Raw genomic sequence first — 25,860 nt, forward strand, 5'->3', positions numbered from 1 at the left:
GGGGGAAAATAGTCGTCAGGTATCCCATGAGTTAAGCAGATTTCCCCTGCTCGTCAACCGGCGCGCCCCGGCGACGGGCGGCCGGGGCGCTGGCGGAAGGCCATTGCGGCATTCCGCCCGGCGAAAGGGAAGATCAGGCGCGGATAAACGCCAGCAGATCGGCGTTGATGGTATCGGCGTGGGAAGTGTGCATCCCGTGCGGGAAGCCAGGGTAAACGATCAGCTGGCTGTTGGGCAGCAGCTGGTCCTGCAGGATAGCGGCATTTTTATAGGGAACCACCTGATCGTCATCGCCCTGCATGACCAGCACCGGCAGCGTAATCGACTTAAGATCTTCGGTCTGGTCTGTTTCTGAAAACGCCTTAATGCCCTCATAATGGGCTTTGGCGCTGCCGATCATCCCCTGTCGCCACCAGTTCTGGATCGTCCCCTGCGACACCTCCGCTCCGTCACGATTAAAGCCATAGAACGGGCCAGAGGCGACGTCGAGATAGAACTGGGCGCGGTTAGCCGCCAGCGCTTTGCGGAAACCGTCAAACACCTCGATCGGCGTGCCGCCAGGATTCTGTTCGGTTTTGACCATCAGCGGCGGAACGGCGCTGATGAGCACCGCCTTCGCCACCCGCCCCTGCGGCTGGCCGTAGCGGGCCACGTAGCGGGCGACCTGGCCGCCGCCGGTGGAGTGCCCGACGTGGACCGCATTGTGCAGATCCAGATGCTCCACTACCGCCGAGACGTCTGCCGCATAATGGTCCATATCATGCCCCTCGCTGACCTGATCGGAGCGGCCATGGCCCCGACGGTCGATGGCGATGACCCGAAAGCCTTCGGCAAGGAAAAACAACATCTGGTTATCCCAGTCGTCGGCGCTTAACGGCCAGCCGTGATGAAAAACAATCGGCTGAGCTTCCTTTGGACCCCAGTCTTTGAAGTAAATATTGACGCCGTCTTGGGTGGTGACAAATGCCATGTTACATACTCCTCTTTCAGGATAACCAGCCTGCAGGCCCGTGCCTGGACTGAATGCCGACGGCGGCCGGCGGAGATGCCAGCCGCGCAGGAATGTGATGCCAGTAACAGTGTAGAAGAAATTTATCACCCCGCCGGACGACTTATCCCGTTTCGCTTGATCGGCTCGCCTGAACCCGGCAAGCGGCGGCTACTACGCCCCACTCTCCTGCTGGCGGATCCGCACAATCAGCGCGCCGAGCAGCGCCCAGTCCAGCAGCACGGCGAAGGCAAAGTTCACGCCGCCGCGTCCTGCCCCGGCGGTGTGCCAGGTCAGCAGCGTCGCCGCGATAGCGACAGCCACGCTCAGCGCCGTGGCGCCGCTGACGCGGCGCCCCGACAGTGCCGCCCGTCCCGCGGCAACGCGCCAGGCGACAGCCGCCCCCGCGCTGCCGAACATCACGCCGGGGAGCAGCGCCGGCCAGGCCTGGCCGCCATACCAGGCCACCAGCGCCAGCAGCCAGCCGGCCGCCGACACCAGGAAGGCCCAACGCGTCGCCGTCAGGGGCGCCCGATAGAGCCAGGGCTGCGCGCGCGCGAATCCCCATCCGGCGCCGAAGGCCGCGATCAGGAGCGCCAGCAGACCCAGCGTGCCGCTCGCCCCGATAACGGGGGCCATGATGAACAGCAAGGCCCCGGCGGCGAAGACTACGCTGAGGGCGATGGCGCGACCGCGCGGGTCGATGGTTCCCGCAGCGTTCGCGGCGGCATGGTGGTGTAAAACGTGCATATTCAGCTCCTGGCACATTAAACGGCATGAAAATAACTCATGTCATCGTCTTTACATGCCCGTAGCCTATCGCCACTATACAGGGACACACAAACGCATAGTTTTCAGCCATAGATGAGAAAAACTCAGCCATGAGAACCCCCCGCCTGCCGCCGCTGGGTGCCCTGCGCGCCTTTCACGCCGTCGCTCGCCAGCGTAGTTTTAAACTGGCCGCCGGGGCGCTCGGCGTCAGCGCGACGGCGGTCAGCCATCAGATTAAACTGCTGGAATCGGTCCTGGAGTGCCGGGTCTGCGAACGCAGCGCGCAGGGCGTCAGCCTGACCGCCGATGGCGAGATCCTCTACGCCGCTACCCAGCGCGCCTTCAGCGCCCTGGAGCAGGCCGTCGTCCAGATAGCCCAGGCCCGCCAGCCGCCATCCTTAACCGTCACCACCACCTCCAATTTTCTCACCCACTGGCTGGTGCCACGGCTGGCGGACTTCACCGCCCGCTTTCCGGCTATCGACCTGCGTCTGCATACCAGCGTCGAACGGGTGGATCTGCATCTGGGCACGGTGGACGCCGCGATTCGCTATCGCGAAACGCCCGAGCCGGATCTGTGCTGTACCCTGCTGCATAAGGATCGCTTTATCGTGGTCGCCAGCCCGACGCTGGCCCTCAGCCGGCCTGACGATCTGGCGCAGGTGACGCTGTTTCACGTCGCCAACCGGCACGTACCGGCCGATTCGCCGAGCTGGGAGAACTGGCGTCGCCGCTATGGACCGCCGACGCTGAATATTGACGCGGGGTTAACCTTTAGCGATGAAACCCATGCCCTGCAGGCGGCGGTGGCCGGCCAGGGGGCGGTGATCGCCAGCGAACTGCTGGCGCGGGATCTGCTGCAGCGCGGGGTATTATCCGCGCCATTCAGCGGCGCATTGCCGGGCGCCAGCTACTATCTGGTCACCACCGAAGCGGCAGCGCAGCGGGCGGATATTATCGCGCTACGGGAGTGGCTGGTGGGTCAGATGGCCCTGGTCGACAGCGGCCAGCCGGCAGCGGGATAGCGGCCTTACCAGCCGCAAACGTTGGTCTCTTCGTCGGACTCATAGCCGCGGACGATATTGATCAACTCCTTCACCGCATCGGCCGCGGTAAGCGGGTCGCGCAGCGCCGCCAGCGAGGAAAAGCTTTTATCGACCGAGACGCCGTTATTGTTATTGGTGACCGTCAGCACAAACTCCCCCTCTAAATTGTCGTCCGGCAGAGCGCTCAGCAGCCCATTAACGGCCTCTACCGCCTGCTGAGGAATATACAAGACCATCGGTTTGAGGAATATTTTTTCTTGTTTCCGCTGAAGCCGGCCATTCTCTACCGCTAAGGTATAACCTTTATTTTCACTGTTCATAATTTTATCCCTCGATGAGAATTTTCGGATCAACATAGAAGTCGACATTAAATACCGTGTCCTCCGAGAGGGCCTCAATGCAGTGCCATTTTTCCGGTGGAAAAACGCCAAACTGGCCGGCTTCAATGGTCAGGGTTTCAACCGGTTCGGGGCTGGTTTCATCGGCATAGCCGAGATAGCGGATCGCCCCCTGCATCACCGACAGCCGGGGATAGACCCCCTGGCGGGTGCCAGCGTCCAGATGGCGGCGCCAGATAGAGGCCGGAGCGGTCTCCTTAGTCCACAGCGGCGTGCTGCGGGTATGAACGTAATGGGTGGGAATAATAATTCGCTGCATGATTGCGCCTCGCTTTACCGTTGCAAAGGATACGGTCAGAAATAGCCTATATGATGCATATCATATACCTCTTTCAAAGGTGAAGGATATTATTTTCCTGGCGAATTTTATCTCTACTCCTTTTTATACCCCTCTGGGATTAGCGCTAAGGGAAAATAAAAAAAGCGATTTCAGCTTGCTGAAATCGCCCGGAATAATATCTTTAAGGGCCTTCATATTTCATTTAGCGCAGCGGACTCGGTTTGCCGATTAAATAGCCCTGCACCAGGTCGCAGCCCAGCGCCTGCAGCGAGGCCAACTGCTCTTCGGTCTCCACACCTTCAGCCACAATGCGCATATGCAGGCTCTTTCCCATGCTGATAATCAGGCGCACGATATCCAGATCGTCTTTTTGCTCCGGAATATTGATAACAAACGAGCGGTCGATTTTGATTTTATCGAACGGGAAGTAGCTTAAACGCGACAACGAAGAATAGCCGGTACCAAAGTCATCGATGGAGATTTGAATGCCCTGCTCGCGCAGCTGGCTGAGAATTTCCAGCGAACGGGTGTTCTCATTGAACACATCCGACTCGGTGATCTCCAGATCCAGCCGTCGCGGATCGAGGCCAGTCTGCTGTAATACGCTGATAATGGTGTCGGTCAGCGAGGTGTTCATCAGCTGAATCGGTGAAACGTTGACCGAGACCTTGAGCGGCGTCGCCCAGCTGGCCGCTTCGGCACAGGCGGTTTTCAGCACCCACTCGCCGAGGGCATTGATAAGGCCGATTTTCTCTGCCACCGGGATAAACACCGTCGGCGGCACGGCGCCGCGCACCGGATGGAACCAGCGAACCAGCGCTTCATAACCGTAGATTTCGCGCGTAACGGTATCGGCGATCGGCTGGTAGTAGACTTTGAATTCGTCATGGGCCAGGGCCTGCAGCAGATCGTCTTCAAACGATTTATTCTCCTGCAGACGCTGCAGCATTCCCGGCCGGAAGATTTGCACATGGCCGCTGCCCTCTTTTTTCGCCTCATACAGGGCGAGGTCGGCGCACTTGTACAGATAATCGGTCCGGCTTTCGCCATCAGAGATCACGATCCCGATGCAGGCGTCGATATTAATCTGCGCATCGTAGATCTGATAGGGCTGGCTGATCTTCTCCCGGATAACATTGGCCCGCTCGAGCGCCATCTCTTCGGTCAGATCGTAAGAGAGCATCGCGAACTCATCGCCGCCGAGACGATACAGCGTCTCAGAGGTTTTACGGAAAAAAGAGAGGCGGCTGGCCAGATCCTGCAGCAGCTTATCGCCGGCGTCATGGCCGAGGGTATCGTTTACATCCTTAAAGCTGTCGAGGTCGAAAAGCATCACCACGGCGCAGCCATTATAGGGGCGAACCTGATTGACGATCTCCTGCAGACGCTGCCAGAAAGAGAGACGGTTTGGCATACCGGTCAGCGAATCATGGTAGGCATCGTACTGCAGTCGACGGTTCTGCACCTGCAGCTTCTCTTTCGAGGCCTGCAGATCGTTGGCCAGGGTTTTCATACGAACGTGGGCGCGCCGCAGGTTATTATTCTGCCGCAGCATCAGCAGCCCGAGGGAAATACACATGGCGATCAGCAGAATGGAGATCACCGAGTAGATATAATAGAGATGCTGAATTTTATCATGGGTGATATTAACGATATTAATATCTTGCGTCAGCGTGGCGGCCGCCATTGAGGTCAGGGGGCCATCTAGCTCGCTTAACACCGGCAGGATCGCTTTAACCTGCGCCGGCGTCATGGTATCAACTTGTTTATCAAGCAAATGGAGATTGCGGATCAGCGTGGCGACCACCGCCTTCCGCTGTTCGCTTTTATTAATAAAGCGACCCAGATCGCCCTCCTGCAGGAGTTCGATCTGGCTCATCATGATCTCGAGGCGCAGGCGCACCTCATCGTGGTCCGCCCCTTCGGCCCCAATCGCCATTCCCGCCAGACGAGACTCCAGTCGCATATATTCCGATACCATCTGCGACATTGACCACGAGTCCGTATAGCGGGTAAATTTTTGCAACTCACTTTGTCGCTCATGCACCAGATAAGTAATATATCCAGTCACAATAAACAACGACAAAATAATAGCCGTGAGTATTCGATTCAAGATCCGACCCTTACTCTATTATAATCTTAGAAACTTGCCAGGCCGATCGGGAATAATAGATCTGGTTCTGTAATTCAGCGCTGCTGTCGTAAGGGTAGACGATAAATAACGGGCCTTTATCCCGAACGCGCATATATTGGCCGTTCATTTTTAACGCCATAATGACCGGGAATTTATAAAAATCGTCCATCGGGATAATGGTGGTGTAGTCGTTGAGCGCCAGCACGCGGACGGATTGACCTTTAGCGCCGACTAAATCCATGAGTTTATTAAGGGGAATACCGTCAAAACGGACCTTGCCGGTGTACCAGGGGGTGGTGGTTTCCACCGTCTTCATGCCCAGCTTTTCCAGCATCGCGAGATCAAAAACCGCCTTGTCACCGACGTTCGTATTTCCGATTTTGCCGGAAATGGTCAGTACAGGTTTTCCTGTCGGCGCAGGCAGTTTTTCAGCATAAGCAGAAGGCAACATGACAGAACAAAATAAAACTGCAAGAAGTAGACGCATTTAACTCACCATTCCAGAGAAGGAGACATGTTAAGTGTAAACCATTTACGTCAATTCTTAAAAGGTGCTCCTCTTTGTTATCCGTTGATTTAATTAAAAGTATAAGCTTGCTGGCAAATTGCCAGAATGTTTAGTAAAGGGTGTGATTTCGCCCGCCTTTCCGGTCGCTTATTTTTGCACCAGCTCGCCGCTTAGCAGGCAAACTACTTTCCTCCACGGCCGCTGCGCGGTAGTCTCAGTGCAGACGCTACGCTAAAAGCGTCTCATTCCAATAACAACGAATTACGTGACTGACAGGACAGGGTATGGATTCAACAATAAGCGTGCAGCCCGGCGAGGCGCCGGATTCGCTGCATCGGGCCCGGCGGGCGGCATGGGGCAGCTTTGCCGGCGCCGTGGTCGACTGGTACGATTTTCTTCTCTATGGCATTACCGCCGCGCTGGTGTTCAACCGCGAATTTTTCCCGCAAATCAGCCCGGCGATGGGCACCCTTGCCGCGTTTGCCACCTTCGGCGTCGGGTTTCTTTTTCGCCCGCTGGGCGGGATTATCTTTGGCCACTTCGGCGACCGTCTCGGGCGCAAGCGGATGCTGATGATGACCGTCTGGATGATGGGTATCGCCACCGCCTGCATCGGCCTGCTCCCCTCATTCAGTCAGATCGGCTGGTGGGCGCCGGTGCTGCTGGTGTTCCTGCGGGCGGTTCAGGGCTTTGCCGTCGGCGGCGAATGGGGCGGCGCGGCGCTGCTCTCGGTGGAGAACGCGCCGAAGGGAAAAAAAGCCTTTTACAGCAGCGGGGTGCAGGTGGGCTACGGCGTCGGCCTGCTGCTCTCCACCGGGCTGGTATCGCTGATCAGCAGCCTGACCACCGACGAGCAGTTCCTCAGCTGGGGCTGGCGCTTACCCTTCCTGTTCAGCGTGGCGCTGGTTCTGATTGCGCTGTGGATCCGTAACGGTATGGCCGAATCGCAGGAGTTTGAAGCCCAGCAGAGCCAGGCCAACGCGCCGCAGGTGAAAAAGCGACTGCCGGTGGTGGAAGCCCTGCTTCGCCATCCCGGGGCGTTTTTACTGATTATTGCCCTGCGGTTGTGCGAACTGCTGACCATGTACATCGTCACCGCCTTCGCCCTCAACTACTCGACGCAAAACCTCGGCCTGCCGCGCGAGCTGTTCCTCAACATCGGCCTGCTGGTGGGCGGCCTCAGCTGTCTGACTATCCCCTGCTTCGCCTGGCTGGCAGACCGCTTTGGCCGTCGGCGGATCTATATTACCGGGGCGCTGATCGGCACGCTGAGCGGTTTTCCGTTCTTTATGGCGCTGGAGAGTCAGTCCGTTTTCTGGATCCTGTTCTTCGCCCTGATGCTGGCCAATATCGCCCATGATATGGTGGTCTGCGTCCAGCAGCCGATGTTTACCGAGCTGTTCGGCGCCAGCTATCGCTATAGCGGCGCCGGCGTCGGCTACCAGGTGGCGAGCGTGGTCGGCGGCGGCTTTACGCCCTTTATCGCCGCGGCGCTGGTCACCTTCTCCGGGGGCTCCTGGCACAGCGTGGCCCTCTATCTGACCGCGGGTTGCCTGCTGTCAGCGCTCACCGCGCTGCTGATGAAAAAGCATACTGTCGACTGACCAGCCTTCGGAGGGCGCGACCCGCGCCCTCCGGTAAGGAGAACGCATGTCTCTGTTGCCCCTGGCCGACTGCTGGCCACGCCGCTTTACCCCCGCCTCGCTGGCGCTGCAGTTTTGCGAGGACCCCACCCAGGCGGAACAACCGCTGTTTGCCAAAGCCGGCGCCGGCGAGGCCGTCGCCCAGCTCTGGCAGGCGCCGCAGGGATTCGTGGTGCCGGGGAGCTATCGTCAGTTTGCGGACCTGCCGGCGGTCAGCGCGCGTTTTGCCGCGCGGGGCTGGCCGGTATGGCTCCGCCGCTCCGGGGGCGGTCTGGTGCCCCAGGGGCCGGGGATTATCAACCTCAGCCTCGCCTGGCCGGTGCAGCAGCCGCTCGGCGAGGCCGCCGAACCCATCTATCACTCCCTGTGCGCTGTGCTGCAGCGCACCTTCGCGCGCTTCGGCGTTGCCAGCCACGCCCAAGCGGTGAGCGGTTCCTTTTGCGATGGCCGGTATAACCTCGCCTGCGGGGAGGGAGAGGAGGCGCGCAAGATTGTCGGTACCGCCCAGTACTGGCGGCCGCAGACGGCGAGCGGCGGCCATGTGGTGCTGGCCCATGCGGTGATCCTTATTGACGTCGATCTTAGCGCGGCGCATCAGGCGGCGAACGCCTTCGAAGCGCAGCTCGGCAGCGGGCGGGTCTACCGCGCCGACAAAACCGTCACCCTGGCGCAGTTGCTTCCCGGCGAGCGCCATCTGCTCCCCCGCTTCAGCGAGGCGCTGGCCCGGGAGCTGGACGCGGCTCGCTGAAGGTCGTTTTCAGGTAGCGGCTAAAGGTCTCCACCGCGCGCGACACCCGCGGAGTATAGGGCCGGATGACGTACAGCCGATCGGCGAACACCTCCACCGGCTGCCACGCCGGCAGCAGCTCCTGCACCAGCCCGCGGCCGATAGCCTCCCGGGCGCTAAAATCCGGCAGCAGCGCCACCCCCAACCCCGCCAGCACCGCATCGCGCAGCGACTCGCTGTTGTTGGTGGCGAACGGCCCCTGCACGTTGATGGTCACCCGCTCATCGGGCGTCTGGCGGGAGGCGAACGTCCACTGCGGGCGCTGGGGCCCACGGGGATAGGTCAGGCACTGGTGTTGACGCAGATCGTCGGGCGTCTCCGGGCGGCCATGGCGGCGAATATAGTCGGCGGATGCGACGATCAGCGTGGCCGTGTGGCACAGCGGCCAGGCGACGTGGGTGTCCGGGAGCGCCTCGCGCCGACAGTGGCGGATGGCGAGGTCGAACCCTTCGCTGCCGAGAGAGACCAGCCGGTCGGTCACCTCCAGCTGCAGATGCAGCTGGGGATGTTGATGTAAAAAGGGCGCGATCGCCGGCACCAGTTGCTGACGGGAAAAGGCCACCGGCGCGGTCAGGCGCAACGTCCCCCGCAGCGGTCCGCCCTCATCGCAGGCGCCGGTGAAAATATCCCGCAGCTGGCCAAACGGCTCACTGAGCTCCGCCACCAGCCGTAGCCCGTCGTCGCTGAGGCTGACGCTGCGGGTGGTGCGATGGACCAGCGTTTTACCGGTCACCCGCTCCAGCTCGCTGATTTTCTGGCTGATGGCCGACTTGCTGATCCCCAGCTTTTCCGCGGCCCGGGTATAGCTTTTCTGCTCTTCCAGCACCGTCAGCCAGTAAAGATGGGCCCAGTAACTCTCCGGACGACTCTCGCTCATATTGATTGTTCACCAGTAAAAACAATGTATTCAACTATAGCGGTTTTTGCCCGCGACGGCATCGGCTAGCATCCATATCAGACAGCGATTATTCCCTAACGATAAGGACCACCTGCATGCCATTACTGACATTTGACCTGATTGAAGGCCGTACGGAACAGGAGATCAGAACCTTGCTGGATGCCGCTCATCGCGCCGTGCTGCGCGCCTTCGAGGTACCGGAACGCGACCGCTACCAGATTGTTCACGAAAACAAAGCCCACCATATGGTGATTGAAGACACCGGCCTCGGACTGACCCGCACGCGGGATCAGGTGGTGGTGCGGGTCTATACCAGCCCGCGCAGCGACGCGCAGAAGCAGCGTTTCTTCGCCATTCTGCAGGAGGAGCTGGCGGAGCACTGCGGCCTGAGCGGCGATGATGTGATGGTGTCGATTATCAGCAACCAGAAAGGCGACTGGAGTTTTGGCCGCGGGGTCGCGCAGTATCTTACCGGCGATCTCTAAGCCGCGGCCGGGAGGGCGCTGTCAGCGGCGGCCTGCCGCCGCGATGCGCTGGCGCGCCTGCTGTTCGATATTTTCCAGCAGTTCCTGGACATCGTCTTCGTCAATGTCGAGGAACTGGCCTTCCAGCAGGGCGGCGTGAATATCTTCCCGGGTAACCGAAATGCCCAGCGGCACCGCACGGGATTTGACCTCCTCCGCCGCCAGCGGATGGGGGTAGCGGCGGCCAACCAGATTGTTAAACACGATGGCCAGCAGCGCCAGCATCAGCGAGTTGAGCAGCACCGGCGTCAGCACAAAGTGATAGCCTTCGCTGTGCACCCCGGCGCCGCCGAGGATCGCCGTCAGGGCCACCGCGCCGCCGGGAGGATGCAGGCAGCGCAGAAAATACATCCCGGCGATGGCCAGCGCCGCCGCCAGCCCGCAGGCCAGCGCCGGGTCGGGCACCAGCATCCCCACCGTGACGCCGATCAGCGCCGACAGCACATTACCGCCGACAATCGACCACGGCTGCGCCAGCGGACTGCTCGGCACGCCAAACAGGAGTACCGCCGATGCGCCCATGGGGGCAATAAACCACAGATTGACTTCGCCGAGCAGCCAGTGGCTGAACATGCTGGTCACCGCCAGCCCGGTGCCGGCGCCGATGGAGCCCAGCACAATATGCCGACGAGCCACCGGCAGCGCGTGCGGCTTCAGCCGCCCAAGGAAAATCCGCAGCCGTGAAAACAGGCCTGCGGGAATAACACTCAACATCGCTTTATCGCTCAGATCATAGGAGTTACTTATATTTTATTTTCTTTTTTTAACCTTACATTAACAACCCTGTATTTAGCAGGGGATCGCGCGGGCGGCGATTTCCGGGCGGCGCAGGGCTGTGAATTCTCGCCCGGGCTGATAGAATCCCTTTTCTGTCAGGGGGATACCCCTTTTGCGAACTGAAGGTCATAACCCAGTGAATAATAAAATCTCTTTAGCGAAAGAAGTGGCATGGGCCAGCCAGAATATGCCGCGTACCCTGCGTCAGGTCGCCGCCCTGCCCGACCTCAGCGGCGTCCGCCTTGCCTGCTGTATGCACCTCGACATGAAAATGATCCCGCTGGTGCAGGGGATCCTCGACAAGGGCGCTCAGGTCTTTTTAACCACCTGTAACCCCACCACCGTGCAGGACGACGTGGTGGCCTGGCTGGTGGAGCGCGGCGCCGAGGCCTGCGCCTGGCGCAATATGAGCGATGCCGACTGGCAACAGTCATGGGAAAAAGCGATCGCCTGGCAGCCCACTCACCTGTGCGAAATGGGGGCCGATATCACCACCCTCCTCCATCAGCGCGGCGAGTTCGGCAACATCGTGGCGGGTCTGGAAGCCACCGGCTCCGGCGTCAATCGGCTGGGTGATATTCAGCCCGGCTATCCGATCTTTAACTGGGACGATCTGCCGGTCAAAGAGGGGCTACATAACCGCCATATGGTCGGACTCACCGCCTGGCACACCTTCTTCCAGACCACTCATCTCACCCTGCATGAGAAAAAAGTGCTGGTGATCGGCTACGGCCTGGTTGGCCAGGGCGTCGCGGCGGCGGCAAAAGCCTTTGGCGGCCAGGTGATGGTGGCGGAGATCGATCCTGCCCGTCGGCTGCAGGCGGCCTATGACGGCTGGCACGTGGTCGATCTCCAGGAGGCTATCGCCTCGGCGGACGTGGTAGCCACCGCGACAGGCGGTAAAAACGTGGTTAATCGCCAGGCGCTGGACCGGGCGAAAGCGGGCGTGTTTATCCTTAACGTCGGCCACGTGGCGGAAGAGATCGACGGCGAGTACCTGCGCCAGTACCCTCAGGAAGAGGTGATGCCGTATATCAACGCCTACCGCATGGCTGACAAAACCGTCTACCTGATGGCCAATGGCTCGATGCTCAACCTGACCGCCGGCTTCGGCGACAGCCTTAACGCCTTTGACGTTACCCTGGCGGTGATGGCCAGCGGTATCGGCCATATTGTCAGCGACGGTATGCGCGCCCCGGCGCAGGTTTACCTGCTGCCGCAGGCGGTCTGGCAGCAGGCGCTGTAAACCCGGCGCACCGTCCCCCATCCTCGAGACGATGCGCTTTATCATCAGGACGCTGGCGCGCTATCGGGCAGCACAATGTTACTCTGCGCCAGGGTCCCCATCTGGTGGTACATCGCGCTGGCGGCATCCAACAGGTGCATGGCCAGCGCGGCGCCGCTGCCCTCCCCCAGGCGCATGTCCATATCGAGATACGGGCGCAGACCCAGCGCGTCGAGGGCGATCCGCGCCCCTTTCTCCGCCGACAGGTGTGAAGGGATAAGATACGGGTGCGCCGCCGGGGCCATGCGGCAGGCCGCCAGAGCCGAAGCGTAGGAGAGGAAGCCATCCAGCACCACCGGCAGGCCGCAGGAGGCCGCCCCGAGGATCACCCCGGTCATACCCACCAGATCAAAACCGCCCACCTTAGCCAGCACGTCCAGCCCGTCCGCCGGGTTCGGCTGGTTATGAGCGATCGCCTGGCGCACCACCGCCACCTTATGGCCCCGCTGCGCCAGCGGCAGATTGGCCCCGCAGCCCACCACCGCGTCGGGGTCGCTGCCGGTCAGGACGCTGATCGTCGCAGCGGCCGGGGTGGTATTGGCCATCCCCAGCTCCCCCACGCCAAAGACGTTCACCCCGTCGGCGGCGAGCTGGCGGGCGAAACGCATGCTGGCCAGCAGCACAGTCTCTGCCTGCTGACGGCTCATCGCCGCCGTCCGGGCGATATTCCCGCTACCGCGGGCCACCTTGAGGTTGATCAGGCCCGGCAGCGGCTCGGCGTCGATGCCGACATCCACCACCTCCACTCTCACGCCAGCCTGCGCCGCCAGCACGCAGACGCCGGTATTGCCCCGCACCATATTGCCGGCATGAATGGCCGTGACCGCCTGCGGGGAAGGGGTCACGCCTTCATGCCAGACGCCGTGGTCGGCGCACATGACCACGATGGCTTTTTCAGTCAGCGCCAGCTGCCCCTGCAGCCCCGGCAGACCGGCCAGCTGTACCGCCAGGCTCTCCAGACGGCCAAGGCTGCCGGGCGGCTTTAACAGGCCATCAATATGCTGCTGCGCGCGCGCCATGCCCGTCACATCGGGCTGCGGAATGGCAGCCAGTAACGCCGAAAGTGTTTCCATTCTGTTCCTCACCGTTGATGCCAGGCCTTACAGTAGCGCCAGTAAAAAGAGTAATTCACCCAGCTCGATCGCCGCTCCGAGGGTATCCCCGGTCTGCCCGCCGAGGGTTCGCTTCAGCGCCCACCCCAGACCCCAGATCAGCACCAGGGCGATCAGCGCGGCGCGCAGCCCCTGCAGCCCCAGCAGGGCGGTGGCCAGCGCGATCGCCAGCGCCATCGTCACCAGCGTCTGCTGCAGGCTAATTTTGCCAATAAACAGATTGCCCAGCCCTTTTTCCCGCGCATAGCGATGGCGATACATCAGCAGCACCGCCATTCCGCGACCGACGGCGCAGGCCGCCGCCAGCGCCGCGATGGGGTTGACATCGCGCAGCAGCAGTTCGCCGACCACCAGCACCTTCGCCACCAGCACAAAAATCAGCGCCAGCCCGCCGTGGGTACCCAGCCGGCTGTCGCGCATGATCTCCAGCATTCGATCGCGGGTGCGGGCGGAGAAGATGCCGTCGCAGGTATCGGCCAGCCCGTCAAGGTGAAATCCGCCGGTGAGCAGCGCCAGCGCCAGCGCGCCGAACAGCGCCGCCAGCGGGACGCCGCACCACGGCTGCAGGAGGTACACCACCGCGCCGGCGATGGCGCCGAGCAGTAAACCGACCAGCGGGAAGGTGACGATACTGCGCTGGTACTGTTCGATCTCCAGGCCCTGAGATAACCGCGCCGGGACCGGCAGACGGCTGATAAACGAGAGTGCGGCAAAGAATGACTTAATCACGTGGGGTTGACTCCTGTCGGCGAAAGCAGCGGAAGAGGTTCTGTCGCGCCCGGTCAGCACCTGAGTTTATCTTCTGGCGAATCGATCGTCGGAGAGGTGAGAGGTGTTGAGATATCGCCCTGACGCCGCTGCGTCAGATGCCCGGCCAGGATGAGAGAAACCTTTCCGATATCAATACGTTTTCGCGGGGCAGTATAGCAAAGAGTCGGTGGAAAGAGGCAGTTGCCGGCACAAAGTTTTCGCAGAAAAAGAGACGGGAGGGGGTAGTGCAGAACAGCCCGGCGACGCTGACCGCCGCCGGACAGCTGGGATTAGCCTTCGACTTTGGCTTCACCCATCACTTTCAGTTTTTTAGAGATGTCGCGGCGCTCTTTGGACAGCTCGGCATTCTTGATGATGTAGTCATCAACGCGGTCTTCGTAATCGCTCTTCATGCTGGCGATGATGCCCTGGATGGCTTCCACGCTCATGCCCGGTTTGATGTAGTCGCTGAGGTTGTCCAGCAGCAGAACGCGCTTCTGGTTATCACGGATCTTTTTCTCAACGTCCTGAATTTCACGCTGCAGTTTGTTCTTACGACGGTACAGACGAACAAACTCCAGTACGTCCTGGAAAGAAGGCTTAGTTGTTTCCATTTTTACACCCCTAATAATTGAGATTCGGATTCGTAAAGCGACTGCGTTATAGGGCTAACATAACTGCTAGCAGTCGCTGATGACAATGTTTTTTCCTTTGCGTTTATCATAACCCTAAACGCTGCTGAATCGAAACAACCCGTGCAGTTACCCGGTGCATCTGGTGCTTATTTGCGCAACGCGCGGCAGATCAGATGCGACAGCAGCTCCAGCTGGCGCGCCAGTTCAATAGAGAGCCAAACATAGCCATGGATCGGGGTTTCCGCCAGGCTATCGTCCCCCTGCTCTTTCATCAGCTGGCGCAGTTCGAGGACGATATCATTCAGCTTTTCATTATTGGCGCGCACAGGCTGAGGGTTCCCTTCGTACAGCGCGTGGGCGATGGCCAACAGCGTCTGCTGGGTCATCTGCTGCGTCTCCCGCAGGGTGTGCGCATTGAGCATGACGAAGTGGCCCGGACGGGTTGCCCACCAGGCGTTGATCTGCAGCTCCAGCATGCACACGAGGTTGCGGCTGACGGTCTGGATAGCCTCGAAGATCGCCTTCTGGATGTGCGTCTCTTTGCTGGCGGGGGTGATCAGCCCGCGCATTTTGACGACGTCGTTGAGCGCCTGTTGGAGATGCTTTTCCAGCCGCGGCCGATCCACCAGATTTGGCGAGAAGCCGGCCTGGTAGAGGCGGTTGAAGTTGGTGACGTAGCTGGCCATCTGGATGCGCCAGTGGATAAACGCCCGCTGCGGCCAGATACCGGTAAACAGCATCGCCAGCAGCGAGCCGAAGATCACATCGCCGCTTCGCCACAGCGCGGTATGCATATCGCCCGGCGGCGCCCCGACCACCACCGACAGGGTGATGCCGATCAGCAGCGCCTGATAGGGTTTCTTGCCCAGCGCCAGCCAGCCGCAGAGGAACATCGCCGCCGCGCACCAGAGGACCATCAGCGGCAGGGAGATAAGCTCAAGCTTCAGCGCCACCAGCCCCAGCGCCGAGCCGAGGATCGTGCCGCCGATGCGCTGAAACGCCCGCGGCACGACGTTGCCCCAGAAGGAGATCGGCCCCATTACCACCACCAGGGTGATGAGAGGCCAGGTCCCCTCAGGCACGTTCAGCAGCCGCACCAGCAAAAAGGTGAGCACAAAGGCCAGCGCAATCCGCACACCATGCACCACCCGATAATGGCGATACAAGCGGATCTCAAATGGCTTGAGTGATTTATCAGCGCGCACAACCCTCTCCGGCAAAACGAAAAGGCCAATTGTAACTGCTTTTTCGCCCGGAGCGTGCCGGGAATGTAAAAATCCTTGTCCGGAACAGGGGTAAATCGCTACGACGCGACGCGGGCGACGGGAACATACATGTCGATTTCCCAGTAGCCGTCGTGGTTGCCGTCGTTAAGATAGACCTCAAAGCAGGGCTGAGGGGCGATGCGATACGCCGTGCTCTGCAGCAGGCTGTCGAAAAACTGCCTCCACGGGGTGGCGAAGTCGTGATCCACCACCCGCGCGCGGGCGCAGGCGTAATCCCCGCCGGCAATCGCCGTTATGATCACCCCTTCGCTGTTGGCGGGAATGACGTAATCCTCGTCAACCGCGACCACGGTGGCGCAGCGCAGTTTTTCCGCCGGCACGTCCTCCGGGTTATCGTAGTAGACGGCAAGCCACTCGCGGGCGGGCACCTGCTGGCCTTCAACCCACATCATCAGTTGCTCAAACCCCTGCCTGACGGTTTGATCCCAGGGCCCGACCAGATGGAAACCGGCAATGGTTTTCTTGCCGAGGGGGGTGACGCTGTAGTTCATCTTGCCTCCTTTGGAGATAAATGACTGTATGAATATACAGTTAATTTAACAGGAGATCCCTCCTCAGTATGTGCGCGAATTCACAGAGTCGCCATTGCGGCTGATGAAAAAAACGGCGATGTTGTCCCCGCGTCTGCCGGGCGGCAGGCGAAAAAAAACCGCCTGCAAAGAGGCGGTTGGCGTGGTTACAGCTCGTGGTGCAGGTAATCGCTCATTCGCGAGAACACCCCGCCTTTATTAATGCTTTCGAGGGTGACCAACGGATAGTGGCCCACGACCTTGTCGCCGTCATACAGCGAAATCTCGCCGACCCGCTGGTTGGCGACGATCGGCGCCTCAAGGTCCTTCTTATCCAGCACATATTTCGCTTTAATGCGCGACACTTCCGCCTTCGGCAGCGCTAACCAGAAATCCTGATCGGTGCCGAGCTTAATCTGCTCTTTATCGCCGTACCAGATGCGCTCGCTGCCGACCTTCTGCCCCTTCTGCAGCACCTGCACGGTGTCGAAGTTTTGCTGCCCCCAGTGCAGCAGTTTCGCGGCCTGCTGCTCGCGGCCTTTCGGGCTGTCGGCCCCCATCACCACGGCGATCAACCGACGCTGGCCATCCACCGCCGAGGCGATCAGGTTAAACCCGGCGCCCGACGTGTGGCCGGTTTTCAGGCCATCGACGTTCAGGGTTTTATCCCACAGCAGACCGTTACGGTTTTGCTGGGTAATGCCGTTCCACGTCAGGCTTTTCTGGCTGTACATGTGGTAGACGTCAGGCTCGCCATGGATAATCGCCCGCGACAGCACCGCCAGGTCATAGGCCGAACTGTGCTGACCCGGGGCATCGAGGCCGTGGACGGTTTCGAAATGGGTATCCTGCAAATGCAGTTTTTCGACATACTGATTCATCAGGGCGACAAACTGCGGCTGACCGCCGGCGACATAGTCGGCCAGCGCGACGCAGGCGTCGTTGCCGGAGTCGACAATCAGCCCGCGGCTGAGGTCGCGGACGCTGACGCGATCCCCTGGCTTTAAGAACATCAGGGATGACCCGTCGAACACCGGGTTGCCCTTCGCCCAGGCGTCTTTCCCCACGGTGACGATATCGTCAAAGGTGATACGATGGCTGTCGATGGCGCGATCGACCACGTAGCCGGTCATTAATTTGGTCAGGCTGGCAGGATTGCGCTGCTGATGTTCGTTACCCGCGGTCAGTACCTGACCGGTGGTGTAATCCATCAGCACCCAGGAGCCAGCCTGAATGGAAGGCGGCGCGACCGTAGCAGGTAAGTCGACGGCAAATGCGCAGGAAACGCTCGAAGCGAGCAAAGATACAGCAATAAACAAACGGCCTTTCAACGGCATATCCTCTAGATTTACAGATCCGCCGTCCTTTTTACGGAACTTCGCGTTTCATATCAGGGTTTAATTGCAAGAAAATATGACACGGCGGAGGATGTTGCTTGCCGTTACCCTTCTGATGACCGGGCAAATCGTTTACCATACCGGTCGCACGCCACCACGGATAATGAACAGACTATGCAAGACAGCGTCAACCAGCCCGGATTTTTATTCCACGATTATGAAACCTTCGGTACCAGCCCTTCCCTTGACCGGCCGGCGCAGTTCGCCGCCATCCGCACCGACGCGGAGTTAAACGTGCTGGGCGAGCCCGAGGTGTTTTACTGCAAGCCCGCTGACGATTACCTGCCGCAGCCGCAGGCGGTAATGATCACCGGGATCACCCCGCAGGAAGCGCTGGCCAAAGGGGATAACGAGGCCGCGTTTGCCCGCCGCATCCACGATCTGTTCACGGTGCCGCAAACCTGCATCGTCGGCTATAACAACGTGCGCTTTGATGACGAAGTGACGCGGAATATCTTCTATCGCAACTTCTATGACCCTTATGCCTGGAGCTGGCAGCACGATAACTCGCGCTGGGATCTGCTCGACGTGATGCGCGCCTGCTATGCCCTGCGTCCGGAAGGGATCGCCTGGCCGGAAAATGACGAGGGTCTGCCGAGCTTCCGCCTTGAACATCTGACCGTCGCCAACGGTATTGAACACCAGAACGCCCATGACGCGATGGCCGACGTGTACGCCACCATCGCCATGGCGAAGCTGGTGAAAACCCGGCAGCCGCGGCTGTTTGACTATCTCTACAGCCACCGCAATAAGCGCAAGCTGGCGACGCTCATCGACGTGCCGCAGATGAAGCCGCTGGTGCATGTCTCCGGCATGTTCGGCGCCGCGCGCGGCAACACCAGCCTGGTGGCGCCCCTGGCCTGGCATCCGGAAAACCGCAATGCGGTGATTATGGTCGATCTGGCGGGGGATATGGCGCCGCTGCTGGAGCTGGATGCGGACGCCCTGCGCGAGCGGCTTTACACCCCGCGCGCCGAGCTTGGCGATCTGCCGGCGGCGCCGATTAAGCTGGTGCATTTGAACAAATGTCCGGTGCTGGCCCAGGCCAATACCCTGCGCCCGCAGGATGCCGACCGGCTGGGGATCTCCATTCAGCGCTGTCTGGAGAATGCCCAGCTGCTGCGGGCGAATCCGCAGGTGCGGGAGAAAGTGGTGGCGGTGTATGCCGAAGCCGAGCCGTTCGTGCCGTCCGAAAACGTCGACGCCCAGCTTTACAATGGGTTCTTTAGCGATGCCGACCGCGCGGCGATGAAAATCGTGCTGGAAACCGAACCGCGCAATCTGCCGGCGCTGGATATCACCTTCGCCGACAAGCGCATCGAACGCCTGCTGTTTAACTACCGGGCGCGCAACTTCCCCGGCACGCTCGATGAACATGAGCAGCAGCGCTGGTTAGAGCACCGTCGTCAGGTATTTACGCCTGAGTTTTTGCAGGCCTATGCCGATGAGCTGCAGATGCTGTATCAGCAATATGCGGATGATAAAGAGAAGCTGGCGCAGCTGAAGGCGCTGTGGCAGTACGCGCAGGATATTGTCTGATTGGCTGAAATTCCCGGGTTGCGGCTAACGCCTTTCCCGGGCTACAAACGATGACCGGGGAGGACACCTGACCGTAGGCCCGCGCAAGCGCAGCGCCGCCGGGCATTGCATCCCCGGTTCGTGCTTACCTTTTTGCCCGGGGCGGCTTCGCCTTACCGGGCCTGGGCGCTGGTACCAGAGTAGCCCGGGTAAGGCGAAGCCGCTACCCGGGATGACTGGCTTAACTTTTCGCGCGGCTGGCGATGATTTCATCCGCTACGTTGCGCGGCGCTTCCGCGTAGTGGTGGAACTCCATGCTATAGGTTGCTCGTCCCTGAGACATCGAGCGCAGCGTGGTGGAATAACCAAACATCTCCGCCAGCGGCACATCGGCGCGGATGATCTGGCTGCCGAAGCGCTCTTCCATCCCCTGCACCATCCCGCGACGGGAAGAGAGATCGCCCATGATATTCCCGGCGTACTCTTCCGGCGTTTCCACCTCCACGTGCATCACCGGCTCAAGGATCACCGGGTCCGCTTTGCGCGCCCCTTCCCGGAAGCCGAAGATCGCCGCCATGCGGAACGCCATCTCCGAGGAGTCCACATCGTGGTACGATCCGAAGGTCAGGGTCGCTTTCACGTCAACCACCGGATAGCCCGCCAGCACGCCGGTGCCCATCGCTTCGCGCAGCCCTTTCTCCACGGAAGGGATGTACTCGCGCGGCACGACCCCGCCTTTGGTGGCGTCCTCGAAGACGAAACCGCTGCCCGGCTCCAGCGGCTCAAGGGTCAGCACGACGTGCCCGTACTGTCCTTTACCGCCGGACTGGCGCACAAATTTGCCCTCCACGTCCGTCACTTTCTTGCGCAGGGTTTCGCGGTAGGTGACCTGCGGACGACCAATGTTGGCCTCGACGTTAAACTCGCGCTTCATCCGGTCGACAATGATCTCCAGATGCAGCTCGCCCATGCCGGAGATAATCGTCTGGCCGGACTCTTCATCGGTATGCAGACGGAACGACGGATCTTCCGCCGCCAGCCGCTGCAGCGCGATGCCCATTTTCTCCTGGTCCGCTTTGGTCTTCGGCTCAATCGCCAGCGAAATCACCGGCTCCGGAAACTCCATCCGCTCAAGGGTAATCACCGCATCCGGGTCGCATAACGTATCGCCGGTAGTGACATCCTTCAGCCCAACGCAGGCCGCGATATCCCCGGCGTGCAGTTCGTCGACTTCGTGGCGATCGTTGGCCTGCATCAGGACGATACGCCCGATGCGCTCTTTCTTGCCCTTCACCGGATTCCACACCGCATCGCCTTTCTTCAGCGTCCCGGAGTAGACGCGGATAAAGGTCAACTGGCCGACGTAGGGGTCGGTCATCAGTTTGAACGCCAGCGCCGACAGCGGCTCATCGTCGCTCGGATGGCGTTCCGCCGGCTGGCCTTTCTCATCCACGCCCTGTATCGCCGGAATATCCAGCGGCGACGGCATCAGCTCCACCACCGCGTCGAGCATGCGCTGCACGCCTTTGTTTTTAAAGGCGCTACCGCAGAGCACCGCCTGGATTTCACCCTTCACCGTGCGCTGGCGCAGACCGGCGACGATCTCCGCCTCGTCCAGCTCGCCGGTTTCGAGGTATTTATCCATCAGCGCGTCGCTGGCCTCCGCCGCCGCCGAGACCATTTTCTCCCGCCACTCGCGGGCAGTCGCCAGCAGATCGTCAGGGACCGGCCCGTAGCTGAAGGTCATGCCCTGGGTGGCGTCATCCCACAGGATGGCGCGCATTTTCACCAGGTCGACGACGCCGGTGAAATGCTCTTCGGCGCCAATGGGGATGACAATCGGCACCGGGTTGGCCTTCAGGCGGTCGATCATCATCTGCACCACGCGGAAGAAGTCCGCGCCGGGGCGGTCCATCTTGTTGACGAAGGCCAGCCGCGGGACATGGTATTTATTCGCCTGGCGCCAGACGGTCTCCGACTGGGGCTGCACCCCGCCGACGGAGTCATACACCATCACCGCGCCGTCGAGCACGCGCATGGAACGTTCCACCTCAATGGTGAAATCCACGTGCCCCGGGGTGTCGATGATATTGATCCGGTGCGGCTCGAAGCTGCGGTCCATACCCGGCCAGAAGCAGCTCACCGCCGCCGAGGTAATGGTGATCCCGCGCTCTTGCTCCTGGGCCATCCAGTCGGTGGTTGCCGCGCCATCGTGTACTTCACCCAGCTTATGGCTCATCCCGGTGTAAAACAGGATGCGCTCGGTGGTGGTGGTTTTACCGGCATCGATATGCGCGGAGATACCGATGTTGCGATAACGTTCGAGGGGGATGGGTCGGGGCATGATGCGTCCTTAGTCGTTTTGACTGTCAGTCTGCGGTCGGAATGATCCGCAGTTCATTTCACTGCCGCTTATGATAGTACAATTGTACGAGTATATTCGAACTATTTTTACTATTATTATGATTGGTCAGGTTGCGGCGGCGCGCGTGGCATGCGAACAGGAGTTTGGGTATAGTAGCCGCCAGCCGCCGATACGGGCTGCGACCGCCATGCGCCGCGCCACCGCCGACACAGGATTATTATGATCGCCAATCACCCTGAACGAGAACAAATTCGCCTGGAAAATGTCCTTTCCGCGCTCGGCAACCCGCTGCGACTGGAGATCATCCGCACGCTGGCCGACGGCAGCGAGCAGAGCTGTAACGCTCTGCGTCAGGAAGAGGTGGCCAAGTCCACCATGACCCACCACTGGCGCGTCCTGCGCGACAGCGGTGTGATCTGGCAGCGGCCTCAGGGACGGGAGAATATGATTTCGCTGCGCCGGGAAGATCTGGACGCCCGTTTTCCCGGCCTGCTGGATACGCTGCTGAACGTGATGCAGCAGTCGTGAATCGCTAACCTGCTGCCTGCTACTCCCCCGCCAGCCGCTGGTACTGCCTGAAACGGGCCCGGGCATCCTCCTCCGTTTGCCGGAACAGCGCGTCCGCCAGATCCGGGGTGGTTTTGTGCAGCGCGGCATAGCGCACCTCGCCAAGCAGAAAGTCGCGGAAGCTCTCTTCCGGCTCTTCGGAGTCCAGTATAAACGGCGTTTTGCCCTCGGCTTCGCGCTGTGGATGGTAGCGCCACAGGTGCCAGTATCCCGCCTCCACCGCCCGCTTCGCCTCGCGCTGACTGCAGCGCATCCCGGCTTTCAGGCCGTGGTTGATACAGGCGGCGTAGGCGATCACCAGCGACGGTCCCGGCCAGGCTTCAGCCTCTGCGATGGCCCGCAGGGTCTGATCTTTATCAGCGCCCATGGCGATCTGCGCAACGTAAACATTGCCGTAGCTCATCGCCATCATGCCGAGATCTTTTTTCCGCGTGCGTTTCCCCTGGGCGGCAAACTTGGCGATCGCCGCCACCGGGGTCGATTTGGACGACTGGCCGCCGGTGTTGGAGTAGACCTCGGTATCGAACACCAGAATATTGACGTCTTCCCCGCTGGCCAGCACATGATCGAGACCGCCGAAGCCAATATCGTAGGCCCAGCCGTCGCCGCCGAAGATCCACTGCGAACGCCGGACGAAATAGTCACGGTTCTGCCAGAGCTGCTCCAGCAGCGGAACCCCCTCTTTTTCCGCCGCCAGCAACGCACTGAGGCGGTCCGCACGCTCGCGGGTCCCCTCCCCCTCGTCCTGCTGCGCCAGCCATTGCCGCATCGCGGCGTGAAGCGCGTCGCTGACCGGCAGCGCCAGGGCGCGAGTCATCTCCCCGGCGATCTGTTGGCGGATCGCCTGGCCGCCGAGCATCATGCCCAGCCCGAACTCGGCGTTGTCCTCAAACAGCGAGTTTGCCCAGGCCGGCCCGTGGCCGCGGTGGTTGGTGGTATAGGGCATCGAAGGCGCGCTGGCGCCCCAGATCGAAGAGCAGCCGGTGGCGTTGGCGATCAGCATCCGGTCGCCAAACAGCTGGGTGATCAGCCGGGCATAGGGCGTTTCGCCACAGCCCGCGCAGGCGCCGGAAAACTCCAGCAGCGGCGTTTCGAACTGGCTGCCTTTGACCGTCGTTTTGCGAAACGGGTTGTCTTTTGGCGCCAGCCCCAGCGCGTAGTCCCAGACCGGGGCCATCGCGCGCTGGCTGTCGAGGGAGGCCATTTGAAGCGCCTTGCCGCGCGACGGGCAGCTCTCCACGCAGTTGCCGCAGCCGGAGCAGTCCAGCGGCGAGATAGCCAGATGATAGTGGTAGTCTTTGGCCCCCTGGGCCGGTTTGCTCAGCAGCCCGGCGGGCGCCGTATCCTGTTCTTCAGCGTTCAGCAACGCCGGGCGGATCGCCGCATGCGGGCAGACGAAGGCGCACTGGTTACACTGGGTGCAGCCGTCGGGCTGCCAGACTGGCACCTCCAGGGCAATGCCGCGCTTCTCCCAGGCGGCGGTGCCGGAGGGAAAGGTGCCGTCTTCCATCCCGGCGAAGGCGCTCACCGGCAGCAGGTCGCCACGCTGGCGGTTCATGGGCTGCAGAATATCGCGGATGAAGTCCGGCATCAGGGTTGTCGCCTGCGGCGCCGGCGCCTCGAGGGTCGCCCAGTGGGCGGGAACCGTCACCCGACGCAGCGCCGCCATCCCCAGCTCGATCGCCCGCTGGTTCATCTCAATGACGCTCGCCCCTTTGCTGCCATAGCTTTTCTCCACCGCCTGCTTGAGATAGTCCGCCGCGGTTTGCGGATCGATAATCGCCGTCAGCTTAAAGAACGCCGCCTGCATCAGCATGTTAAAGCGCCCGCCGAGGCCCAGCTCGCGGGCGATGTCCACCGCGTTGAGGGTATAAAAGTCGATCTTTTCCTGCGCCAGATAGCGCCGGACGCTGACCGGCAGGTGCTGCTCCAGCTCCGCCTCGGACCAGCTGCAGTTGAGCAAAAAGGTGCCTCCCGGCTTCAGCCCCTCCAGCAGGTCGTAGCGGTCGACATAGGATTGCTGAGAGCAGGCGATAAAATCGGCCCGGTGGATCAGGTAGGGCGAGGTGATTGGCCGGTCGCCAAAGCGCAGGTGCGAGACGGTGATCCCCCCGGACTTTTTCGAGTCGTAGGAAAAGTAGGCCTGAGCATAGAGCGGCGTGTTATCGCCGATGATCTTGATGGCGCTTTTGTTCGCCCCGACGGTGCCGTCCGAGCCCATGCCCCAGAATTTGCAGGCGGTGATCCCGGCGTGGGAGACCGCCAGCGGCACCTGCCGGGCGGGCAGCGAGGTAAAGGTGACGTCATCGACAATGCCCAGGGTAAAGCCGTCCTTCGGCAGCGGCTGCCGAAGATTGTCAAACACCGCGGCGATATCGTTGGGCAGCACATCCTTACCGCCGAGGGCGTAGCGGCCGCCGACAATCAGCGGCGCATCGTCGCGTTGATAGAAAGCGTTTTTGACGTCGAGGCACAGCGGTTCCGCCTGCGCCCCCGGCTCTTTGGTGCGGTCAAGGACGGCAATACGCTGCACGCTGGCGGGCAGTTGCGCGAAAAAGTGCGCCAGCGAGAACGGCCGATAGAGATGAACGCTGAGCAGCCCCACCTTCTCTCCCGCCGCATTCAGCGCATCCACCACCTCCTGGACGGTGTCGCACACTGAGCCCATGGCGATAATCACCCGCTCGGCGTCCGGCGCGCCGTGGTAATTAAACAGGTGATATTCCCGCCCGGTGAGCGCGGTGATCTTCGCCATATAGCTTTCCACCAGATCGGGCAGCGCGAGGTAGAAGCGGTTACCGGCCTCCCGCTCCTGGAAGTAGATATCCGGGTTTTGCGCGGTGCCGCGGATCACCGGGTGATCCGGATGCAGCGCCTGACGACGAAAGCGCTCCAGCGCCGGGCGCTCCAGCAGCGCCGCCAGTTGCTCATACTCCAGCACCTCGATCTTCTGTATTTCGTGCGAAGTGCGAAAGCCGTCGAAGAAGTTGATAAAGGGTATCCGCCCGGCGATCGCCGCCAGATGCGCCACCGCCGACAGGTCCATCACCTGCTGAACGTTATTCTCCACCAGCATGGCGCAGCCGGTCTGGCGCACCGCCATCACATCCTGATGGTCGCCAAAAATATTCAGCGAATTGGTCGCCAGCGCCCGGGCGCTAACGTGAAAGACGCCCGGCAGCAGCTCCCCGGCAATTTTGTACAAATTGGGGATCATCAGCAGCAGCCCCTGCGACGCGGTGTAGGTGGTGGTGAGCGCCCCCGCCTGCAGCGCGCCGTGCACCGCCCCGGCGGCGCCGGCTTCAGACTGCATCTCCATCAGGCGCACCGGCCGACCAAAGAGGTTCTTTTTCCCCTTAGCGGCCCATTCATCGACATTCTCCGCCATCGGGGTGGAGGGGGTAATGGGATAGATGGCCGCCACGTCGGTAAAGGCGTAGGAGATCCAGGCCGCCGCCGCGTTGCCATCCATTGTTTTCATGTTTCCGGACATCGTTCAATCCTCGAAGGTGAGCGTTCTCTTTACCGCGACAGCCCGCGGCAAACCCTGTTTCCTCTTCAAGCACAGCCTGTGCCAGCTCGCGGATTGCCGCCTGTCGCTTATTAATTCAACAGGTTAAGGGAAGAGAGGCGCAGGTCCGTCCGGCGGAATTGCGGGGAATAAGACACAGGGCGCGACAAG

Annotated in this window: 24 protein-coding genes; 8 read left to right on the plus strand and 16 right to left on the minus strand. The window is 61.0% G+C overall.

The genetic code is table 11. The features are described from left to right. Positions 1–133: 133 nt before the first annotated feature. Together ABLX76_RS05800 and ABLX76_RS05805 are read right to left on the minus strand one after the other, a co-directional pair. The gene (locus ABLX76_RS05800; protein ID WP_023290318.1) at positions 134–970 is read right to left on the minus strand and encodes an alpha/beta hydrolase; all 837 of its coding nucleotides are present in this window, start codon (positions 968–970) and stop codon (positions 134–136) included. 192 nt (positions 971–1,162) lie between these two features. Beyond that, entirely contained in the window at positions 1,163–1,738 is a 576-nt protein-coding gene (locus ABLX76_RS05805) for a hypothetical protein (protein ID WP_289553747.1), read from the minus strand. A gap of 131 nt (positions 1,739–1,869) precedes the next feature. Between ABLX76_RS05805 and ABLX76_RS05810 the strand changes: the two genes are divergently transcribed. Further along, the gene (locus tag ABLX76_RS05810; protein WP_048297841.1) at positions 1,870–2,784 is read left to right on the plus strand and encodes a LysR substrate-binding domain-containing protein; all 915 of its coding nucleotides are present in this window, start codon (positions 1,870–1,872) and stop codon (positions 2,782–2,784) included. Positions 2,785–2,789: 5 nt separating this feature from the next. Here ABLX76_RS05810 and ABLX76_RS05815 read toward each other — a convergent pair whose 3' ends face one another. Together ABLX76_RS05815 and ABLX76_RS05820 are read right to left on the minus strand one after the other, a co-directional pair. Further along, positions 2,790–3,125 carry a DUF1869 domain-containing protein gene (locus ABLX76_RS05815; RefSeq protein WP_023290321.1) on the minus strand — a complete coding sequence of 112 codons (336 nt, stop codon included), beginning with the start codon at positions 3,123–3,125 and terminating at the stop codon, positions 2,790–2,792. Positions 3,126–3,129: 4 nt separating this feature from the next. Continuing rightward, positions 3,130–3,462, minus strand: a complete 333-nt coding sequence (locus tag ABLX76_RS05820; protein ID WP_002911866.1) for a DUF1971 domain-containing protein — start codon at positions 3,460–3,462, stop codon at positions 3,130–3,132. Between ABLX76_RS05820 and ABLX76_RS05825 the strand changes: the two genes are divergently transcribed. After that, complete coding sequence (locus ABLX76_RS05825) at positions 3,461–3,715, plus strand: hypothetical protein (RefSeq protein WP_348874182.1); 255 nt, start codon at positions 3,461–3,463, stop codon at positions 3,713–3,715. The genes ABLX76_RS05820 and ABLX76_RS05825 overlap by 2 nt on opposite strands. Here the strand turns inward: ABLX76_RS05825 and ABLX76_RS05830 are convergent. Both ABLX76_RS05830 and ABLX76_RS05835 read right to left on the minus strand, forming a co-directional pair. Further along, positions 3,686–5,596: an EAL domain-containing protein gene (locus tag ABLX76_RS05830; protein WP_032428929.1), complete on the minus strand. Its 1,911-nt coding sequence runs from the start codon at positions 5,594–5,596 to the stop codon at positions 3,686–3,688. The two genes, ABLX76_RS05825 and ABLX76_RS05830, sit on opposite strands and share 30 nt — an antisense overlap. A 10-nt stretch (positions 5,597–5,606) precedes the next feature. Further along, positions 5,607–6,068 (minus strand): molybdopterin-dependent oxidoreductase, encoded by a 462-nt coding sequence (locus ABLX76_RS05835; RefSeq protein ID WP_023290323.1) that lies wholly within the window; start codon positions 6,066–6,068, stop codon positions 5,607–5,609. Positions 6,069–6,409: 341 nt separating this feature from the next. On the opposite strand from ABLX76_RS05835, the gene shiA reads away from it, so the two are divergent. Both shiA and ABLX76_RS05845 read left to right on the plus strand, forming a co-directional pair. Further along, positions 6,410–7,729 (plus strand): shikimate transporter, encoded by a 1,320-nt coding sequence (shiA, locus tag ABLX76_RS05840; protein ID WP_023290324.1) that lies wholly within the window; start codon positions 6,410–6,412, stop codon positions 7,727–7,729. A gap of 46 nt (positions 7,730–7,775) precedes the next feature. Then, entirely contained in the window at positions 7,776–8,516 is a 741-nt protein-coding gene (locus tag ABLX76_RS05845) for a lipoate-protein ligase A (RefSeq protein WP_101978585.1), read from the plus strand. Here the strand turns inward: ABLX76_RS05845 and ABLX76_RS05850 are convergent. Beyond that, positions 8,476–9,432 carry a LysR family transcriptional regulator gene (locus tag ABLX76_RS05850; RefSeq protein ID WP_348874185.1) on the minus strand — a complete coding sequence of 319 codons (957 nt, stop codon included), beginning with the start codon at positions 9,430–9,432 and terminating at the stop codon, positions 8,476–8,478. The two genes, ABLX76_RS05845 and ABLX76_RS05850, sit on opposite strands and share 41 nt — an antisense overlap. 116 nt (positions 9,433–9,548) lie before the next feature. Between ABLX76_RS05850 and ABLX76_RS05855 the strand changes: the two genes are divergently transcribed. Then, positions 9,549–9,938, plus strand: coding sequence for a tautomerase family protein (locus tag ABLX76_RS05855; protein ID WP_023290327.1), 390 nt, complete (start codon positions 9,549–9,551; stop codon positions 9,936–9,938). A gap of 21 nt (positions 9,939–9,959) precedes the next feature. Here the strand turns inward: ABLX76_RS05855 and ABLX76_RS05860 are convergent, their stop codons facing one another. Continuing rightward, positions 9,960–10,691, minus strand: a complete 732-nt coding sequence (locus ABLX76_RS05860) for an HPP family protein (RefSeq protein WP_023290328.1) — start codon at positions 10,689–10,691, stop codon at positions 9,960–9,962. Between the two features lie 199 nt (positions 10,692–10,890). On the opposite strand from ABLX76_RS05860, the gene ABLX76_RS05865 reads away from it, so the two are divergent. Continuing rightward, positions 10,891–12,000 (plus strand): adenosylhomocysteinase, encoded by a 1,110-nt coding sequence (locus ABLX76_RS05865; protein ID WP_004203536.1) that lies wholly within the window; start codon positions 10,891–10,893, stop codon positions 11,998–12,000. Between the two features lie 44 nt (positions 12,001–12,044). Here ABLX76_RS05865 and cobT read toward each other — a convergent pair whose 3' ends face one another. The 6 genes from cobT to dacD form a co-directional block, all read right to left on the minus strand. Continuing rightward, a complete protein-coding gene (gene cobT, locus ABLX76_RS05870; protein WP_044524049.1) occupies positions 12,045–13,112 on the minus strand; it encodes a nicotinate-nucleotide--dimethylbenzimidazole phosphoribosyltransferase in 1,068 nt (355 codons plus the stop codon). A gap of 27 nt (positions 13,113–13,139) precedes the next feature. After that, positions 13,140–13,880 carry an adenosylcobinamide-GDP ribazoletransferase gene (gene cobS / locus ABLX76_RS05875; protein ID WP_023290330.1) on the minus strand — a complete coding sequence of 247 codons (741 nt, stop codon included), beginning with the start codon at positions 13,878–13,880 and terminating at the stop codon, positions 13,140–13,142. Between the two features lie 311 nt (positions 13,881–14,191). Then, positions 14,192–14,515, minus strand: a complete 324-nt coding sequence (locus ABLX76_RS05880; protein ID WP_002911883.1) for a DUF496 family protein — start codon at positions 14,513–14,515, stop codon at positions 14,192–14,194. Between the two features lie 167 nt (positions 14,516–14,682). Continuing rightward, the gene (locus tag ABLX76_RS05885) at positions 14,683–15,741 is read right to left on the minus strand and encodes an FUSC family protein (protein ID WP_348874187.1); all 1,059 of its coding nucleotides are present in this window, start codon (positions 15,739–15,741) and stop codon (positions 14,683–14,685) included. Between the two features lie 98 nt (positions 15,742–15,839). Then, complete coding sequence (sbmC, locus tag ABLX76_RS05890) at positions 15,840–16,313, minus strand: DNA gyrase inhibitor SbmC (RefSeq protein WP_086076222.1); 474 nt, start codon at positions 16,311–16,313, stop codon at positions 15,840–15,842. Positions 16,314–16,498: 185 nt separating this feature from the next. Continuing rightward, a complete protein-coding gene (dacD, locus tag ABLX76_RS05895) occupies positions 16,499–17,662 on the minus strand; it encodes a serine-type D-Ala-D-Ala carboxypeptidase DacD (protein ID WP_348874190.1) in 1,164 nt (387 codons plus the stop codon). Positions 17,663–17,842: 180 nt separating this feature from the next. Between dacD and sbcB the strand changes: the two genes are divergently transcribed. Further along, a complete protein-coding gene (sbcB, locus tag ABLX76_RS05900) occupies positions 17,843–19,267 on the plus strand; it encodes an exodeoxyribonuclease I (RefSeq protein ID WP_021313318.1) in 1,425 nt (474 codons plus the stop codon). A 220-nt stretch (positions 19,268–19,487) separates the two neighbouring features. Here the strand turns inward: sbcB and fusA are convergent, their stop codons facing one another. Then, positions 19,488–21,590, minus strand: a complete 2,103-nt coding sequence (gene fusA / locus ABLX76_RS05905) for an elongation factor G (RefSeq protein WP_032453436.1) — start codon at positions 21,588–21,590, stop codon at positions 19,488–19,490. Positions 21,591–21,830: 240 nt separating this feature from the next. Between fusA and ABLX76_RS05910 the strand changes: the two genes are divergently transcribed. Continuing rightward, on the plus strand, positions 21,831–22,139 hold the full coding sequence (locus ABLX76_RS05910; protein ID WP_023290335.1) for a helix-turn-helix domain-containing protein: 309 nt from the start codon (positions 21,831–21,833) through the stop codon (positions 22,137–22,139). 19 nt (positions 22,140–22,158) lie between these two features. Here ABLX76_RS05910 and nifJ read toward each other — a convergent pair whose 3' ends face one another. Beyond that, entirely contained in the window at positions 22,159–25,671 is a 3,513-nt protein-coding gene (gene nifJ / locus ABLX76_RS05915; RefSeq protein WP_243806165.1) for a pyruvate:ferredoxin (flavodoxin) oxidoreductase, read from the minus strand. Between the last annotated feature and the right edge of the window lie 189 nt (positions 25,672–25,860).

Source organism: Klebsiella sp. JB_Kp004 (assembly GCF_040065795.1).
GTDB lineage: Bacteria > Pseudomonadota > Gammaproteobacteria > Enterobacterales > Enterobacteriaceae > Klebsiella > Klebsiella quasipneumoniae.

Coding starts and splice junctions, on each gene's coding strand:
- ABLX76_RS05850 (WP_348874185.1), bottom strand. CDS start 9,432: ATGAGCGAGAGTCGTCCGGAGAGTTACTGGGCCCATCTTTACTGGCTG.
- ABLX76_RS05825 (WP_348874182.1), top strand. CDS start 3,461: ATGATTGCGCCTCGCTTTACCGTTGCAAAGGATACGGTCAGAAATAGC.
- sbmC (WP_086076222.1), bottom strand. CDS start 16,313: ATGAACTACAGCGTCACCCCCCTCGGCAAGAAAACCATTGCCGGTTTC.
- ABLX76_RS05815 (WP_023290321.1), bottom strand. CDS start 3,125: ATGAACAGTGAAAATAAAGGTTATACCTTAGCGGTAGAGAATGGCCGG.
- ABLX76_RS05880 (WP_002911883.1), bottom strand. CDS start 14,515: ATGGAAACAACTAAGCCTTCTTTCCAGGACGTACTGGAGTTTGTTCGT.
- ABLX76_RS05800 (WP_023290318.1), bottom strand. CDS start 970: ATGGCATTTGTCACCACCCAAGACGGCGTCAATATTTACTTCAAAGAC.
- ABLX76_RS05805 (WP_289553747.1), bottom strand. CDS start 1,738: ATGCACGTTTTACACCACCATGCCGCCGCGAACGCTGCGGGAACCATC.
- ABLX76_RS05855 (WP_023290327.1), top strand. CDS start 9,549: ATGCCATTACTGACATTTGACCTGATTGAAGGCCGTACGGAACAGGAG.
- ABLX76_RS05810 (WP_048297841.1), top strand. CDS start 1,870: ATGAGAACCCCCCGCCTGCCGCCGCTGGGTGCCCTGCGCGCCTTTCAC.
- ABLX76_RS05835 (WP_023290323.1), bottom strand. CDS start 6,068: ATGTTGCCTTCTGCTTATGCTGAAAAACTGCCTGCGCCGACAGGAAAA.
- ABLX76_RS05845 (WP_101978585.1), top strand. CDS start 7,776: ATGTCTCTGTTGCCCCTGGCCGACTGCTGGCCACGCCGCTTTACCCCC.
- ABLX76_RS05820 (WP_002911866.1), bottom strand. CDS start 3,462: ATGCAGCGAATTATTATTCCCACCCATTACGTTCATACCCGCAGCACG.
- shiA (WP_023290324.1), top strand. CDS start 6,410: ATGGATTCAACAATAAGCGTGCAGCCCGGCGAGGCGCCGGATTCGCTG.
- ABLX76_RS05860 (WP_023290328.1), bottom strand. CDS start 10,691: ATGTTGAGTGTTATTCCCGCAGGCCTGTTTTCACGGCTGCGGATTTTC.
- nifJ (WP_243806165.1), bottom strand. CDS start 25,671: ATGTCCGGAAACATGAAAACAATGGATGGCAACGCGGCGGCGGCCTGG.
- cobT (WP_044524049.1), bottom strand. CDS start 13,112: ATGGAAACACTTTCGGCGTTACTGGCTGCCATTCCGCAGCCCGATGTG.
- fusA (WP_032453436.1), bottom strand. CDS start 21,590: ATGCCCCGACCCATCCCCCTCGAACGTTATCGCAACATCGGTATCTCC.
- sbcB (WP_021313318.1), top strand. CDS start 17,843: ATGCAAGACAGCGTCAACCAGCCCGGATTTTTATTCCACGATTATGAA.
- ABLX76_RS05910 (WP_023290335.1), top strand. CDS start 21,831: ATGATCGCCAATCACCCTGAACGAGAACAAATTCGCCTGGAAAATGTC.